This is a genomic window from Sphingobium sp. LF-16 (assembly GCF_003711185.1).
Classification (GTDB): domain Bacteria; phylum Pseudomonadota; class Alphaproteobacteria; order Sphingomonadales; family Sphingomonadaceae; genus Sphingobium; species Sphingobium yanoikuyae_A.
Window position 1 is genome coordinate 4,281,006 of record NZ_CP029335.1, and the last position, 15,487, is coordinate 4,296,492.

The 15,487-nt window shown below is 65.1% G+C and carries 17 protein-coding genes; 7 read left to right on the plus strand and 10 right to left on the minus strand.

Going from position 1 to position 15,487, the window contains the following annotated elements:
* Positions 1–2 precede the first annotated feature (2 nt).
* From recF to DIZ22_RS20135, 3 genes are all read left to right on the plus strand, one after another.
* A complete protein-coding gene (gene recF / locus DIZ22_RS20125; protein WP_048936238.1) occupies positions 3–1,076 on the plus strand; it encodes a DNA replication/repair protein RecF in 1,074 nt (357 codons plus the stop codon).
* Between the two features lie 107 nt (positions 1,077–1,183).
* On the plus strand, positions 1,184–1,717 hold the full coding sequence (locus DIZ22_RS20130; RefSeq protein ID WP_004209865.1) for a CHAP domain-containing protein: 534 nt from the start codon (positions 1,184–1,186) through the stop codon (positions 1,715–1,717).
* Between the two features lie 80 nt (positions 1,718–1,797).
* Positions 1,798–2,553, plus strand: coding sequence for a CHAP domain-containing protein (locus DIZ22_RS20135; RefSeq protein ID WP_048936239.1), 756 nt, complete (start codon positions 1,798–1,800; stop codon positions 2,551–2,553).
* A 38-nt stretch (positions 2,554–2,591) separates the two neighbouring features.
* Here DIZ22_RS20135 and DIZ22_RS20140 read toward each other — a convergent pair whose 3' ends face one another.
* The 7 genes from DIZ22_RS20140 to DIZ22_RS20170 form a co-directional block, all read right to left on the minus strand.
* Positions 2,592–2,870, minus strand: coding sequence for a DUF3297 family protein (locus DIZ22_RS20140; RefSeq protein WP_004209867.1), 279 nt, complete (start codon positions 2,868–2,870; stop codon positions 2,592–2,594).
* A gap of 56 nt (positions 2,871–2,926) precedes the next feature.
* Positions 2,927–3,757 (minus strand): serine protease, encoded by an 831-nt coding sequence (locus DIZ22_RS20145; protein ID WP_048936240.1) that lies wholly within the window; start codon positions 3,755–3,757, stop codon positions 2,927–2,929.
* Between the two features lie 4 nt (positions 3,758–3,761).
* A complete protein-coding gene (locus tag DIZ22_RS20150) occupies positions 3,762–4,184 on the minus strand; it encodes a DUF350 domain-containing protein (protein ID WP_004209870.1) in 423 nt (140 codons plus the stop codon).
* Between the two features lie 73 nt (positions 4,185–4,257).
* A complete protein-coding gene (locus DIZ22_RS20155) occupies positions 4,258–4,566 on the minus strand; it encodes a hypothetical protein (RefSeq protein WP_010336501.1) in 309 nt (102 codons plus the stop codon).
* Positions 4,567–4,729: 163 nt separating this feature from the next.
* Complete coding sequence (locus tag DIZ22_RS20160) at positions 4,730–5,971, minus strand: cyclopropane-fatty-acyl-phospholipid synthase family protein (protein WP_004209872.1); 1,242 nt, start codon at positions 5,969–5,971, stop codon at positions 4,730–4,732.
* Positions 5,972–6,003: 32 nt separating this feature from the next.
* On the minus strand, positions 6,004–6,750 hold the full coding sequence (locus DIZ22_RS20165) for a molybdopterin-binding protein (RefSeq protein ID WP_048936241.1): 747 nt from the start codon (positions 6,748–6,750) through the stop codon (positions 6,004–6,006).
* The gene (locus DIZ22_RS20170; RefSeq protein WP_234415658.1) at positions 6,747–7,436 is read right to left on the minus strand and encodes a cytochrome b/b6 domain-containing protein; all 690 of its coding nucleotides are present in this window, start codon (positions 7,434–7,436) and stop codon (positions 6,747–6,749) included. The genes DIZ22_RS20165 and DIZ22_RS20170 overlap by 4 nt, the downstream gene beginning before the upstream one ends.
* 290 nt (positions 7,437–7,726) lie before the next feature.
* On the opposite strand from DIZ22_RS20170, the gene DIZ22_RS20175 reads away from it, so the two are divergent.
* Together DIZ22_RS20175 and DIZ22_RS20180 are read left to right on the plus strand one after the other, a co-directional pair.
* Entirely contained in the window at positions 7,727–8,287 is a 561-nt protein-coding gene (locus DIZ22_RS20175; RefSeq protein WP_037507272.1) for a porin family protein, read from the plus strand.
* Between the two features lie 326 nt (positions 8,288–8,613).
* Positions 8,614–9,123 (plus strand): outer membrane beta-barrel protein, encoded by a 510-nt coding sequence (locus tag DIZ22_RS20180; protein ID WP_004209879.1) that lies wholly within the window; start codon positions 8,614–8,616, stop codon positions 9,121–9,123.
* A 52-nt stretch (positions 9,124–9,175) separates the two neighbouring features.
* On the opposite strand, the gene DIZ22_RS20185 is transcribed toward DIZ22_RS20180, so the two are convergent.
* The 3 genes from DIZ22_RS20185 to DIZ22_RS20195 all read right to left on the minus strand — a co-directional run bounded on the left by DIZ22_RS20185 (position 9,176) and on the right by DIZ22_RS20195 (position 11,493).
* Complete coding sequence (locus DIZ22_RS20185) at positions 9,176–9,598, minus strand: hypothetical protein (RefSeq protein WP_048936242.1); 423 nt, start codon at positions 9,596–9,598, stop codon at positions 9,176–9,178.
* Between the two features lie 83 nt (positions 9,599–9,681).
* Positions 9,682–10,941, minus strand: coding sequence for a 23S rRNA (adenine(2503)-C(2))-methyltransferase RlmN (rlmN, locus tag DIZ22_RS20190; RefSeq protein ID WP_004209881.1), 1,260 nt, complete (start codon positions 10,939–10,941; stop codon positions 9,682–9,684).
* 48 nt (positions 10,942–10,989) lie between these two features.
* Complete coding sequence (locus tag DIZ22_RS20195) at positions 10,990–11,493, minus strand: hypothetical protein (protein WP_170978346.1); 504 nt, start codon at positions 11,491–11,493, stop codon at positions 10,990–10,992.
* Positions 11,494–11,664: 171 nt separating this feature from the next.
* On the opposite strand from DIZ22_RS20195, the gene dnaN reads away from it, so the two are divergent.
* Positions 11,665–12,777 (plus strand): DNA polymerase III subunit beta, encoded by a 1,113-nt coding sequence (gene dnaN, locus DIZ22_RS20200; protein WP_004209883.1) that lies wholly within the window; start codon positions 11,665–11,667, stop codon positions 12,775–12,777.
* A gap of 90 nt (positions 12,778–12,867) precedes the next feature.
* A complete protein-coding gene (locus tag DIZ22_RS20205; protein ID WP_048936243.1) occupies positions 12,868–15,465 on the plus strand; it encodes an EAL domain-containing protein in 2,598 nt (865 codons plus the stop codon).
* The last annotated feature ends 22 nt before the right edge of the window (positions 15,466–15,487 follow it).

Here is a 15,487-nt window from a genome sequence, read left to right on the forward strand (position 1 = left end):
CGATGATCGGCCGCCTCACCCTGAGTGATTTCCGCAACCATGCGGACGCGCTGATCGTGCCCGACCAGCCATTCGTCCTGCTGACCGGCGACAATGGGGCGGGCAAGACCAACATATTGGAAGCGGTATCGATGCTGGCGCCCGGCCGGGGGCTGCGCGGCGCGGCGCTGCGGGCGATGGCGCGGCAGGATGGCGGCGGCAGCTTCGGCATCGCGGCGGAGGTGGATGGCGTGGTGCTGGGCACCGGCGTCAGCGCGGATGCGCCCGACCGGCGGCAGGTGCGGATCGGCGGGGTCGCCTCGTCCGCCAATGCGCTGGCCGACCATCTCTCGATCGTCTGGCTGACGCCGGCGATGGACCGGCTGTTCCTCGACAGCCCCGGCGGTCGCCGGCGCTTCCTCGATCGCCTCACCCTGGCGCTCCATCCCGGCCATGCCGCGCACAGCGCCCGTTATGAAGCGGCGATGCGGGCGCGCAACCGGCTGCTGACCGATCTGCGCCGGGCGGACCCGGCGTGGATCGGCGCGCTGGAGGCGCAGATGGAAGAGCATGGCACGGCGCTCGCGGCCGCCCGCGCCGATCTGGTCGCGCGCCTCAACCGGCAATTGGTCGATCAGCCCGACGAGCCCTTCGCCCGGCCCCTCATCCGAATCGCGCAGGAGGACGGCGCCAGTGACGAACCGCTCGGCCAGCGGCTTGCCCGCGAGCGGCGACGCGATGCCGCGGCCGGCCGCACCCTTTCTGGCCCGCATCGTCATGATCTGGATGTCATCCACATCGCCAAGAATCAGGCGGCGGCGCTCTGTTCGACCGGCGAGCAGAAGGCGCTGCTGCTTTCGATCCTGCTGGCGCATGCGGCTCTGGTATCGGCTGATCGCGGCCAGCCGCCGGTGCTTCTGCTCGACGAAGTGGCGGCGCATCTCGACCCGTCGCGACGAGCTGCGCTGTTCGACCGATTGCGCGAAACCGGCGGCCAGGTCTGGATGACCGGCACGGAAGATAGTCTTTTCAACGAGTTGAACGGTGCAACCCGGCTCCATGTAACGGCCGGGCATGTTTTTCGTTCCGCAGCATGACGCATCGCAGCAACGACTCATCGCTCGGCGGTTTTCAAGACGAACGGCGTCTGCCCTAAGGAGGTCATCGGGGATTATACCTACCTACAAGTCGGGGGTCGCAAGGAATGATCGGTGGTTTTCGCGCGCTGTTCGCAGCCGCCATGCTTGCGCTCGGTGCCTTCTCTGCCGTTCCCGCCACCGCCGGTGTCCTGCAATGCGCGCCCTTCGCCCGCGAAGTTTCGGGCATCGAGATTTTCGGCAATGCCAACACCTGGTGGAACCAGGCCGCCGGTCGCTACGACCGTGGTCATGAGCCCCGCGTCGGCGCCGTCCTGTCCTTCGCGTCCAGCCGCGCCATGCCGGTCGGCCATGTCGCCATGGTCAGCAAGATCGTCAATGATCGCGAAGTGCTGCTGACCCACGCCAACTGGTCCTATCGTGGCGGTGTCGAGCGCAATGTCCGCGCTATCGACGTGTCGCCCAACAATGACTGGACCGACGTGCGCGTATGGTATGGCCCGATCGGCGACGTTGGCCTGCGTTCGAACCCGACCAACGGCTTCATCTATGCCGACAAGCCGGAAATCGATCAGCCGGTCCAGATCGCCCTGGCCGATCGCGCCACCGCCGGCACCGACAGCGCCAAGGGTGCTTTCTGAGCCGTTAACCCAATCCTTACGGATGGGGCTCTAGGGTCGATCGCGGTGGGGCGATACTCGACGCTTAGAGGTCGCATTAAATGTTTCGATATGTCCGCTGGATGGCTTTGCTGTCCGGCCTGACGGCGGCGCCCGTGCTGGGCGCCACGGCGCTGCAGTGCGTTCCTTATGCGCGCATCGTGTCGGGCGTGGAAATCTATGGTGATGCGCTGACCTGGTGGGACCAGGCACAGGATCATTACAAGCGCGGCAGCATCCCCAAAAAGGGGGCGGTGCTCGCCTTCCGGCCCGTCGGGCCGATGACCCTGGGCCATGTCGCCGTGGTCAGCCGGATATTGGATGATCGCCGCGTGCTGATCCGCCACGCCAACTGGTCGTCGCCCGGCGCGATCGAGGAGGATGTGCTGGCGATCGACGTGTCGGATGCGGGCGACTGGAGCCAGGTGCGCGTCTGGCACAGCCCGACCGGCCAGATGGGCGCCCGCATCAACCCGACCTTCGGCTTCATCTATCCGACCAGGGCGAAGCTGCATCCCTTCACGCCCGATCCGGCGCTGGGCAGCAGCCTTCGCTATGCCAGCGTCGCGGCCGAGACAGGCGATGGTGAGGACGGTGCGGAGCTTGCGCCGCTGCCCAGGGCGGCGACACGGATGGCGTCGGTTCAGACGCATGCGATGGTGGCGGCGGTTTCGCCCAAGCCTGCTGCGCCCCGGCGCAAGGCGGCGCCCCGTATCGAGGCGGACCCGTTCATCATCGAATATGCGGACAACAGCCCGTCGGATCGCTCGCTGGGCGACGTCATCGCCGACGTGAAGCGCGAATCCCTGATGAACTGACCGGCCCCCGCGATCAAGCGGGGACCGGCCTTATAAGCTTATTCGGCGTCGGCGGCCTTGTCGCCCTCGGCGCCTTCGGCCGGGTTTTCGAACCAGGCCTCGACTTCACCCGACAGCTTGATGGTCAGCGGGTTGCCGTGACGGTCGCGGGTCTTGCCGGCGGCAACGCGAATCCAGCCCTCTGAAATCGAATATTCTTCCACATCCTTGCGTTCACGGCCCTTGAAACGGATGCCGATGCCGCGCTGCAGCACCTCCATGTCGAAATGGGGGCTGCGCGGGTTGGTGGACAGATGGTCGGGGGGCGTGTCGCTCATGATCTCAATTTCCCTGAAAATGCTGCGCAGCGCCTACTCTTTCCTGCCCGCAGGCGTCAACCGCCGCGCCCGTCATCGACATCGCAGAAGATGCGGCGGATGACGCCATCGTCCAGCCAGTTGGCGAAACGTTCCTGCGCGTCGGTCAGCCCGGCAAAGGGATAGGGCACCGGCTGGTCGCCAACGGCACGGCTGGCGGCGGTCAGGCGCATCATCGCGTCGGGCGCCACGGTCAGGATGCGGCCGCGCCGGTCGGTCGATGCGCTGTTGATGCCGACCACCCGGCCATCGGTGGAGAAGACCGGGCCGCCGCTGATCCCCGACAGGGTGCCATCGCCCTCGGGCAGGCGGCCACGCTCGGCCCAGACCAGCACCGGCTGGTCGATGCCGCTGCTGCCGCGCCGCGCTTCGGCCCGGCCGATCAGTTCGGACAGGACCAATGTCGGTTCGCCGGCGGGGAAGCCCATATGATAGCCGGTGGAGCCGGGCGAGGGCGCACCACTGCGCAGCGGCAGGGCGGCGGGGCTGCGGGGGCCGCGCGGGATGATCGCGGCATCCGATTCCCGGCTTTCGATGACGCGCGGCACCTCCAGCGCGCGGCCGCGCTGTTCCAGCCCGACGCGCGAACAGCCATGGGTGACATGTTCGGCGGTCATCCACACGCCGCTGCGATCGACGGCAAAGGCCGTGCCCATGGCGTCGGCCGGGCCGCCGGGCCGATCCTCGATAATATATTGTTCCTCGCTACCGCGCGGCAGCGGGCGGCGGGGCGAACGGGGATCATATTGTTCGACCTGCAAGGACGGTGCCTGCATCTCGCCCAGCCAGGCGAGCAGCAGGATCAGGCCCAGCAGCCAGGGCAGGCAGCCACAGCCCCCACGCCCCATCGCGTCAGCCCGCCACGGCCGCAGCCGTCAGGCAGGCGACCGCGGCCTTCATCATCGCCAGGAAGATCGCGGCGGAACGCTCATTCGCCTCGATCCGGCCCGACAGCGATCCCAGCAACAGGTCTACCAGGCGAAAGGCGATGAGTTGCAGCACCAGCGTGACGCTGCCCCAGATGACGACGTCCCAGACATTGACCGATCCGGCGAGGCAGAAGGCCAGCGGCACGGCGAGGCCGACGGAGGCGCCGCCCAGCGAAATGGCGGCCGCCTCATTGCCGGCGCGGATCAGCTTGAACTCGTCGTGCGGGGTTATCCACATATAGACCGCCATGGCGGCCGCCCAGACCAGGGTGGCGCAGGCGAGGTGGAGAAGCAGGATCGGCAGGCCCGACAACAGGCTCTGGATGACGGGTGTAGGATCGCTCATGGGCACAGAAATGCCGCAACCCGCCCTCGGGTTCAATCGGGGCGGGCCGCGATATGGATTTGCTCAGGCGGGATCAGCGACAGACACGCACCCGGACCCGACGGTCGCGATAGGAATTATAGCGCCATTCGTCCCAGCAGCGCTGGCGATAGGCGGAGCGATAATAGCCGCGTCGTCCGTCATAATAGCGCCGGTCGCCGCGCCAGCGACGGCGGTCGTCCCAGCGGCGATTGTCCCAATGGCGCCGGCCATCCCAGCGGCCGTCACGATCGCCGCGCCAGCCGTCGCTGCGATAATGCTGCGCCTGGGCAGGCGCGCTCGTGGCGGCGATGCCGGCCATGGCCAGGCCCAGCATCGCGGCGCTTTTCCACAGGAATTTCATCTTGCTTCTCCTCTGTCCGGCCCGGCTGCCGGGGCAGCGCGGGGACGTGGGGAGGAGAATGGGGGCCGGTCACTGAACCGTCCGGGAACGGGGCTGACAGGCTTTGTTCAGCCCGCCCGGACGGTCGCAATTCTGCCTCGCATCATCGGTGCGCGATGGTGTTTCAGCGCCCGCGCAGCGCGGTCTCTGCCTCGATCATATAGTCGCGGGTGATAGGTAGCGCGCGGCGGTCGCGCACATATTGGACCTGGAAATTGACCATCGACCCATGTTCGAACACGGTCGCCGCGCCCGCCAGATAGAAGGTCCACAGGCGGAAGAAGCGCTCGTCATAGAGGGCGACGATATCCGCCTTGTGCGCCATGGTCCGTTTGTACCAGTCGCGGATGGTCAGGCCATAATGGATGCGCAGCACTTCCACGTCGGTGATCATCAGCCGCGTGCCTTCGCTGCCCGCCACCATTTCCGACAAAGCGGGGATATAGCCGCCGGGGAAGATATATTTGGTGGTGAAGGTATCGGTGATGCCGGGGCCATCAACCCGGCCGATCGTGTGGATCAGCATCACGCCGTCCGGCGTCAGCAGGTCGCGGCACTTGTTGTAGAAGACGCGATAGTCGGCGGTGCCGACATGTTCGAACATGCCGACCGACACGATCCGGTCGAACGGCCCTTCAATGTCGCGATAATCGATCAGTTCGAACCGGACATGGTCGGCCACGCCGGCGTCGATCGCCCGCTGGCGCGCAACCTTCAACTGCTCTTCCGACAGGGTGATGCCGGTGACGTCGACACCGAAATGCTTGTGCAGGTACAGCGCCATGCCGCCCCAGCCGCAGCCAATGTCCAGCACCTTCATGCCCGGCTTCAGGTAGAGCTTGGCGGCGATATGCGCCTTCTTGTCTTCCTGCGCCTGTTCCAGGCTGATCCCCGCCTCATTCTCCGCATCGGGGAAATAGGCGCAGCTATATTGGCGGTCGCGGTCGAGGAAGAGGGCGTAGAGCGCGCCCGACAGGTCATAATGATGGGCGACATTGGCCTTGGACCGGCTGCGATGATTGGCCTTCCACAGCTTGCGGCGCACCGTCTTCAGCGCGCGCTGCACCGGCCCCTTGGCGTCGATCGACTTGCCATTTTCCCAGGCGTTGTTCTGACGGATCATGGACACGAATTCCATGATGCCGCCGCCCTCGATCGCCACCCGGCCATCGATATAGGCCTCGGCCATGCCCAGGCGCGGATCCTTGACGATGTCGAGGGGCACGCGCTTGTCGAGGAAGCGCAGCGCCAGCGGGGGCAGGTCGGGATCGGGCGAACCGACGGTAACGCTACGGCCATCGGCATAGAAAACGGTCAACTGACCCTTGGTGACAAGACGTCTCAGAACGCGGTCGAAAATCTTCATGGAGCAGGCTGGTCCTTCTCGTTACGCGGCCGTCAAATACCTGCATACCAATCATAATTGGCGCGGTCTTCCCAAAAACCACCCTTGCCCCGACCGATGGACAATAGGCTCTCGACCGCCTCGATCCGCATCAGATATTTGGCCTGTTTATAGCCCAGTTGCCGCTCCACCCGCAGCCGTAGCGGCGCGCCATTGGCGACGCTCAGCGGCCGGTCGTTGAGCGCGAAGGCCAGGATGGTCTGGGGATGGAAGGCATCGATCAGGTCGATGCTCTCATAATAAGCGGTGCCGCCGCCCATGTCGTCGGCGCAGTGGAACACGATATAGCGCGCGCGATCGCGCAGGCCCGCGCCGTCGAGCAGCAGCTTCAAGGGCACGCCGCGCCACTTGCCGATCGCGCTCCACCCCTCGACACAGTCATGGCGGGTGATCTGCTCGCGATGGGGCAGGGCGTACAATTGCGACAGCGAAAGCGACAGGGGGCGGGCGACCAGTCCGTCGACGCGCAGCCGCCAGTCGGCAAAGCCGCTGCGCCACAGCGCCTTGTAGGCCGGGGTGTTGGGATTGGCGGTGCCGTTCGCGCGGAAGAAGGGCGAAATCTGGTCGGGCTGGAATTCCTGCGCCAGTGCGTCGCGCGCCATGATTGTGCGCTGCGCCCATTGATGAAAATTGTCGGCGGAAAAGAGGATGTCGCGGGCCAGCGGCTGGCGCGCGATCCGGTCGCATCCCGCCAGCGTCGCGGTCGCGCCCAGCAGCAGGGTGCGGCGGGTCAGGATCATGGCCGGTCCTTAGGCAGGCGATAGCGGCCGGTGATCATCGATCCTATCTCGTTCACCGGGCCGGCCAGCAGCACCATCAGCATATGGACCAGGAAGAAGGCGGCCAGCGCAAAAGCGGTCAGGAAATGGATCGACCGCGCCGCCTGGCGCCCGCCGAACAGGTCGACCAGCCAGGGCCAGGCGGCGTTCATGCCCGGCGACATGGTAAGCCCGGTCAGGATCAGCAGCGGCAGGGCGATGAAGAGGACGGCGATATAGCTCGCCTTCTGCAGCACATTGTAGCGCAGCGCCGCGGCGCCGGTGGGCAAGCGCAGTCGGGCATGGTCACAAATGTCCTGCCAGACATGGCGCGGCGCCAGTTCGCCGCGGCGAAAGGCCAGGTCACGGGCGATATGGCCGCCCGCCAGACTCCAGAGCATGTAGAAGAGTAGCGCGAAGGCGAAGATCGGCGCGGCGGTCAGGTGCCAGTGGCGGGACAGCGCCAGATTATAGAGGGCGGGCAGGGTGATCCAGCCGGGGAACCGGTCCAGCTCCAGCCAGGCATGATCGAAATTGGCGCCATATTGCCCCCAATAGAGGCGGGGATGGGCGTTGAAGATGCCAAGGCCGGAGGTGAAGAGGATATAGAGCAGCAGCGCGTTCAGCCAGTGCCACAGCCGGGTGGCCAGGCGGTGGCGGCGGACCATGTCCCCTGGGGCGTAAGGCGGCTCCATGGCCATGACCCTATTGTCTTTCGTCGAAATATCCAGCCGCATCGCGGTCGTTCGCATGTCCAGGCCCGTCGTTGGTCGAATGGCCATGGTGCGCGCCGTGCGATTGCGATCAACGGCTGGCCCTGCAAGGGACTGATGAAGTCGACTTCAAAGAATTTTCGTACAGAAATTTGAATTGATAAAATTCCTCCACGAAACGGGAGTATAAACAAGGTCGCCTGTCACGATTTTCGGCGCTTCGACGCAGATATTGGATGGGTAATATGAAGAGTATCACGTTTTTCATCGCTTCGGCTGTTCTATGTTTTGTTTCGGCTCCTGCCTTTGCGCAGGATTATGCCCCTTTCACGGGTGCCCATGCCGAAATCATCACCGGCTATGATGTGGTCGATGCCAAGGGCGTCAAATCGGCCGACGGTCTGCTCTATGGCCTCAATGCCGGCTATGATTTTGCCCTGGGCGGCCTGATCCTGGGCATCGAGGGCGAAATTTCCGATTCCACCACCCGTCTGCATGTCGCCGGCGGCAAGAGCGAGACCGATCGCGACCTGTATGTCGGCGGGCGGATCGGTGTGCCGCTTGGCAGCAAGGCGCTCGCCTATGTGAAGGCGGGCTACAGCAATGCCCGGATGGAATATGAAGCCAGTGACGGCGAAGGCGGCCTGATCCGCGGCGGCGACAATGGCGATGGGCTGCGGCTGGGCGCGGGTCTGGAATATCGGATCGCCGAAAAGCTCTTCCTCAAGGGCGAATATCGCTATTCCGATTATGAGGCAGGCGTGTCGCGCCACCAGTTGGTGACGGGCATCGGCCTGCGCTTCTGATCGCCCGGAAACCGGGGCTTTCGCGAAGGGGGCGGCTGTCGGGCCGTCCCCTTTTTGCGGTCGGTCGTGCTGCAGGCGCGTTGTCACACTTTTGCAACACAAGCCCTGAAATTGATTGAAATAAAGGCCTTGCCCCTTTGCAAGTGAGTTTGGCGATCCTAGATGGCCACTGCGCTCTCATGATGCAGAGGGGGCAGTTCCTCTCCGAAGTGTCGGAGAAGAATAAGCAGGAGGAAGTGTGATTCTATTTCATATTTTCCTAGCATCAAACCTGAACGCTAGATGAACAATTAAGTCGTAGCGTCATAATAAATATCGAGGACTTTATGAAGACTGTGATTTTCGCAGCGATTGCTGCTGCCGCCGCTGTTTCGGCCCCCGCTTTCGCTCAGGATGCTGCGCCGTTCACCGGTCCGCGCGCTGGCGTCACCATGGGCTTTGACAAGGCGCAGGGCGAAGACGGTTTCAGCTACGGCGTGACCGCCGGCTATGACCTCGCCGTTGCCAACCGCGTGACCTTCGGTCCGGAAGTGTCGTTCGGTGACTCGACCGTCGACGGCCAGGGCTTCGACGCCAGCCGCGACCTCGCCGCTTCGGTCCGTCTCGGCTATGTCGTGACCCCGCAGATCCTGGCGTTCGGCAAGGTCGGCTACGCTTCGAGCCGCATCGAAGCCGCTGGCGCCCACACCTCGCTGGAAGGCGTGCGTTACGGCGGTGGCCTGGAATATTCGGTGACCCCGAACACCTACATCTCGGCCGAATATCAGCGCACCGAGTATGAAGATAATTTCGGTGGCCGTGACGCTGGCGTCGTCGGCATCGGCTTCCGTTTCTGATCCCTCTCGATCGGAATATGGGGAAGGGCGGTCCGTTCGGGCCGCCCTTTTTTTATGTCGGCAGCGGCGTCCGATCGGGCGCGACCCATGCCCGGCGCGCGGCCGGGCTCATCAGCGTCTCGCGCGTCCAGTAGGTGAAGGGCCAGTCCTTGTCGCCCAGCGGCGACGCCATCAGCGCCGCATAGGCTGCGGCCGGCGTCACATCGGCGGGCAGGCCGGTCAGTAACTGTCGGGCCATGTGCAGCGAGGCCTGGGTGATGGTCTCATGATAGCCGCTCGTGTCGCTGTTCACCCCGCCGACGCTTTCATTGTAGCGGCGGATCATGCCGGGCATGTCAATTTCGGCGTCAATATCGGGCCGGCGCAGGATCAGCCACAGCGCGGTCGCGAAATGGGCGCCATGGGTCCAGCTCGCCTTGGGCAAGGTGCAGGCGCAAAAGCCGGTGCCCAGCGCTTCGATCTCGTCATCGGTCATCCTCATTCCCCCAAAAGAAAAGCCCCGCCGGTATGGGCGGGGCTTGTCGTCGCGCGGCATGCGCGCAGCCAGTCGTCCCCGGATTATCCCAGGGCAGCTTGCTTCTCTTCGGCCAGGCGCTTGAGTTCCGCCTTGCTCTTCTTCTCGCTCGCCGACTTGAGCTGGCCACAGGCGGCCATGATGTCGCGACCGCGCGGCGTGCGGACCGGCGCGGAAATGCCGCCCTCGAACACGATCGTGCTGAACGCGCGGATCCGTTCGGGGCTCGAACATTCATAGTCGGTGCCCGGCCAGGGGTTGAACGGGATCAGGTTGACCTTGGCCGGCAGCTTATATTTGCGGATCAGGCGGACCAGCTCATGCGCGTCGGCATCGCTGTCATTCTTGTCCTTGATCATCACATATTCGAACGTGATGCGACGGGCATTGTTCGCCTTGGGATAATCGGCACAGGCCTGAAGCAGTTCCTCGATGCCATATTTGCGGTTGAGCGGGACCAGCTCGTCGCGCACTTCCTTGGTCACGGCATGGAGCGAGACCGCCAGGTTCACGCCAATCTCTTCCGCCGCGCGCGCCATCATCGGCACGACGCCGCTGGTCGACAGGGTGATGCGCCGCTTCGACAGGGCCAGACCATCGCCGTCCATCACCAGCTTGAGCGCGTCGCGGACATGATCGAAATTATAGAGCGGCTCGCCCATGCCCATCATCACGATGTTGGTGAGCATGCGGCCGTCCGCCGTATATTGCGAATCCTCGTCCGTCTCATCGTCATTGGCGCTGGCCATGCTGCCCTTGGGCCATTCGCCCAGCGCATCGCGTGCCAGCATGACCTGGCCGACAATCTCGCCCGGCGTCAGGTTGCGGACCAGTCGCATCGTGCCGGTGTGGCAGAAGCTGCAATTGAGCGTGCAGCCGACCTGGCTCGACACGCACAGGGTGCCGCGGTCCGCATCGGGGATGAAGACCATTTCATAATCCTGGCCATCGTCCGAACGGAGCAGCCATTTGCGGGTGCCGTCGTTCGACACCTGCGCTTCCACCACCTGCGGCCGGCCGACGATGAAGCGTTCCGCCATCCACAGCCGCATCGGCTTGGCCAGGTCGGTCATCTTCTCGAAGTCGGTTTCGCCGCGATGATAGAGCCAATGGAACAGTTGCTTGGAACGCAGCTTGGCGGCCTTCTGATCGAGTCCAGCTTCTTCCAGCACGCCCTTCATCTGGGCGCGGGTCAGGCCCAGCATGTCGACGCGCCCGTCCTCACGGGGCGTCACCGCGCGGGGCACGGGCACAGGGTCGATAAGGCCGGGAATCGGCATGATGGGATTGGCGGCGGAATGCATGGTCGCGCACATAGTCGATTTTGCCGGATTTTTAAAGTGGCGTTGCAATCAGCGTAAACGGGCGCACCCCAGCGCTGCCGCGTCGATCGCCGTGGCCGCGCCGCGCAGCGCATAGCTGTCGGCAAAGGCGCCGCCCTTGGCCGATGTCGACTGCACGCTCATGCTGCTGGCGGAGCGCATCGCGGCGATGATCGCGGCATCGTCCTGCGGATTGGCGGCCCAGGCATCGGCCTGGCCCGCGACCAGCGCGAAACGGCGGTCGCCGACGCTGAGCGAGACCCGCGCATTGGCGGCGCGCGGCCGGCTGAGGCGGAAATGGACCTGGCCGCGGACATGCTGGCGCGGCCAGGTGCCGACGGCGGCAAAACCCTTGGGCGCATCGCCCGCGCGGCGCGGCACCGGCATGGCGATGGCGTAGCAGCGCGGGCCGTTCTGGCCGGCGCCGGGATCGCGAAACGCCCCCCAGCTTTCGAAAATGCCGAGCGAATCGCGCGCCATGGCCGGACTGGCGAGCAGGACGAGCGGGATCAGCAGGGCGGGCAGGCGGCGCATGGTCCGGGCAAAGCGCAAGCCATCGCCATTTGCAAGCCCGGCTTCGTTTCGAAAGCGCGTCGAGGTGCTTGCCGCCGCTGACATAGCGGTTATGAAGGACCATCCATCATTGCCGCCGGGATTCGACCGAATCCTCGCCATCGACGCAAAAAGAACGGACAGAACAGGGACATGAAGGCCACCATCGAACGCGCAACGCTCCTCAAGAGCCTCAGCCACGTCCAGTCGGTGGTCGAGCGGCGCAACACGATTCCGATCCTGTCCAACGTGCTGATCGAGGCATCGGCGGATGGCGCGATCAAGCTGATGGCGACCGATCTCGACCTGCAGGTCGTGGAAAGCGTGTCGGCCCAGGTCGAACAGGCCGGCGCCACCACCATTTCCGCCCACACGCTGTTCGACATCGCCCGCAAGCTGCCCGAAGGCAGCCAGGTGTCGCTGCAGGCGGCCGACGGCAAGATGCTGATCCAGGCCGGCCGCGCCCGCTTCAACCTGTCGACCCTGCCGCGTGACGATTTCCCGGTGATTGCCGAGGGCGACCTGCCGACCAGCTTCGAACTGCCGGCCGAAACGCTCAAGCAGATCATCGACAAGACGCGCTTCGCCATCTCGACCGAAGAGACGCGCTATTATCTGAACGGGATCTATTTCCACGTCTCGGACGAAGGTTCGCCGGTGCTCAAGGCCGCCGCGACCGACGGCCACCGTCTGGCCCGCGTCACCGTGCCGCGTCCCGACGGCGCCGATGGCATGCCGGGCATCATCATCCCCCGCAAGTGCATCGCCGAACTGCGTAAGCTGCTGGACGAGGTCGAGGGTTCGGTTCAGGTCAGCCTGTCGGCCAGCAAGATCCGCTTTGGCCTGGGCAGCGCGATCCTGACCAGCAAGCTGATCGACGGCACCTTCCCCGATTATAGCCGCGTCATTCCGACCGCGAACGACAAGCTGCTCAAGATCGACCCGCGCAGCTTCGAGGAAGGCGTGGATCGCGTTGCGACCATCGCCACCGAAAAGACCCGCGCGGTCAAGATGAGCCTCGACAAGGACAAGATCACCCTGTCGGTCACCAGCCCGGAAAATGGCACGGCGGCCGAAGAAGTGCCCGGCGCGTTCCAGGGCGAAGGCTTCGATATCGGCTTCAACGCTCGTTATCTGCTCGACATCCTTGGCCAGATCGACACCGATATCGTCGAACTGCACCTGGCCGACGCGGCTGCTCCGACGCTGATCCGCGAAAATGATCGCAGCCCGGCGCTCTATGTGCTGATGCCGATGCGCGTCTGACCGGTCTTGCCGGGAGATCGCTGAATATCAGGGAATCTCCCGGACCCGGCGGGTAATCGCTTCTCAAGCTTTGTCGGTTAGACGATCGGCATGGCTATTGTCCGCAAAACAGATACTGATGCGCCGGCCAGGACCGCGAGCCTGCTGGTTTCGCTAGGTCTGGCCGAAAGTGGCACGGAAGTCGCCGCCAACTGGCTGTCGCGCAGCTTCACCCATGTCGCCGCCCTGTGGCCGCTGATGCTGCTGGCCAAGCTGTGCGTTGCGGCGCTGCTCGGCATGCTTTCCTTCACCCGGCCGGAACATGGCGCCCTGCTGTGCGGCGTGGTGCTGATCGATGGCCTGCTGATGCTGGTGCCGCGCTGGGCGCTGTTCCGCAATCTGCGCCCCCATGTCCAGAACTGGCTGATGCTGCCCGCGCTCTTCTGTTCGGGACTGATCTTCAGCCTGTGGCTGGCGCAGGGTAATGGCGTGGCGATGCCGTCCGCTGTGCCGGAAATGGCGATCGCGCTGCTGGCGGTCTGCATCGTCGGCGACCGGCGCCTGCTGGGGCTCAGCTATTTCATGGGCGCGCTGCTGGTGGCCGGCATCGCCCATGCGGGCATGGTGCATCTGGGGCTGCTGGCCAGCTGCCTGGCGGTGATGGCGATCGCCACCCTGCGGCAGGCGGCGGCGGATCGTGAACGGGCGATCGAACAGCATCGGCAGGATCTCAAGGCGCAGCGTTCCGACCGGTTGCTGGAGGAATATGAACAGTCCGGCCGCGGCTGGTTCTGGGAAACCGATCGCCACGGCCACATCACCTATATCTCCGCCACCCTGGCCGAACCGCTGGGCGTGGAAGCGGGCAGCCTGATCGGCCGGTCGCTGACCGACATCATCCAGCAGGGTGACCGGCAACAGGGCGATGGCGAGCGAACGCTGGGCTTCCACCTCTCGGCCCGCACCGGCTTTGCCGACATCGCCGTGCGGGCCGCGATTGCGCGCGAGGAACGCTGGTGGTCGATCTCGGGCGAACCGGTGTTCAACGAATATGGCCAGTTCCACGGTTTCCGCGGATCCGGCACCGACCTGACCGAAATGCGCCGCAGCCAGGCGGAAGTGACGCGCCTGGCCCAATATGATTCGCTGACCGGCCTCGCCAACCGCGTGCAGATGCTGCAGGCGCTGGAGCAGGCGGTGCTGGGTTCGCGCGGCAAGCAGGGCGAATGCGCGCTGATGATGCTCGACCTCGACCGGTTCAAGAGCGTCAACGACACGCTCGGGCATCCGGCCGGCGACGCGCTGCTGCGCCAGGTCAGCCAGCGCCTCCAGCGCGTGGTCGGCAATCAGGGGCTGGTCGGGCGCCAGGGCGGCGACGAGTTCAAGGTGCTGGTGCATGGCCGCCATGACCGCAACCGGCTGGGCCTGCTGGCGCAGGCGATCATCAGCGCCCTGTCGCAACCCTATTCGATCGAGGGCACGGGCGTGGTGATCGGCGTGTCGATCGGCATTTCCTTCTGCCCCGAGGATGGCGTCACCGCCGATGCCCTGATCCGCAATGCCGACCTCGCCCTCTACAAGGCAAAGGGCGATGGGCGCGGCGTCTATCGCTTCTATTCGGCGGACATGCACGCCGATGCGGAGGATCGCCGCCAGCTCGAACAGGATCTGCGCCATGCGCTGACGGCGGACGGCCTGCACCTCGTTTATCAGCCGATCGTCAGTTCGACGACCGAGCGCATCACCGGCTATGAGGCGCTGCTGCGCTGGGATCATCCGGTGCGCGGCGCCATCTCGCCGGCATTGTTCGTCCCCATTGCGGAGGATAGCGGCCTGATCGCGCCAATCGGCGAATGGGTGATGCGCACCGCCTGTCGTGATGCGGCCCAGTGGGACGCGGGCATCCGCGTTGCTGTCAATGTCTCGGCGATGCAATTCGCCAATCCCGGTTTCCCGACCACCGTCATGCAGGCCCTGGCGAGCGCGCAACTGGCGTCCGAACGGCTGGAGCTGGAAATCACCGAAAGCGTGTTCCTGAACGACAATGACGGCACCGACGCCATGTTCACCCGGCTCAAGGGGCTGGGCGTGCGGCTGGCGCTCGACGATTTCGGCACCGGCTATTCGTCGCTCGGCTATCTCAAGAAGGCGCCGTTCGACAAGATCAAGATCGACCAGAGCTTCGTGCGCGGCGCCGCGATCCGGGGCAGCCGCAACAGCGCGATCATCAAGGCGATCGTCAGCCTGGCCGAGGCGCTGGGCATGGATACGACCGCGGAAGGGGCCGAGACGCGCGACGAGCTGGACCTGATCCGGCAACTGGGGTGCAGCCATATCCAGGGCTATATCTATGGCCGGCCGATGCCCGCCGCCCAGGTGCTGGAAGGGCAGCGCGCCAATGGCGTCTCCGCCCGGTCCGAAGGCTTCCAGTCGAGCCGGCCGGAGCGCAAGGCGATGCTGCGCACGGTCGCCGTCCATCATGACGGCCATGTCTATAATGGTCGCATCCGCAACATCTCCGCCACCGGCGCGATGATCGAGGGGCTGTGGAATGTGCCGGAAGGCACGCAGTTCGCGATCGACCTGTCGGAGGGGCAGAGCGTCGACGCGACCACCCGCTGGTCGCGCGAGGACCGCATGGGGGTTGAATTTGCCGCCCCGATCGATCTGGCCCTGCTTCGCCCGCAGGCGCGCGCGCTGGCCGGATAGCGACACAGGCGACCGGCCGGAC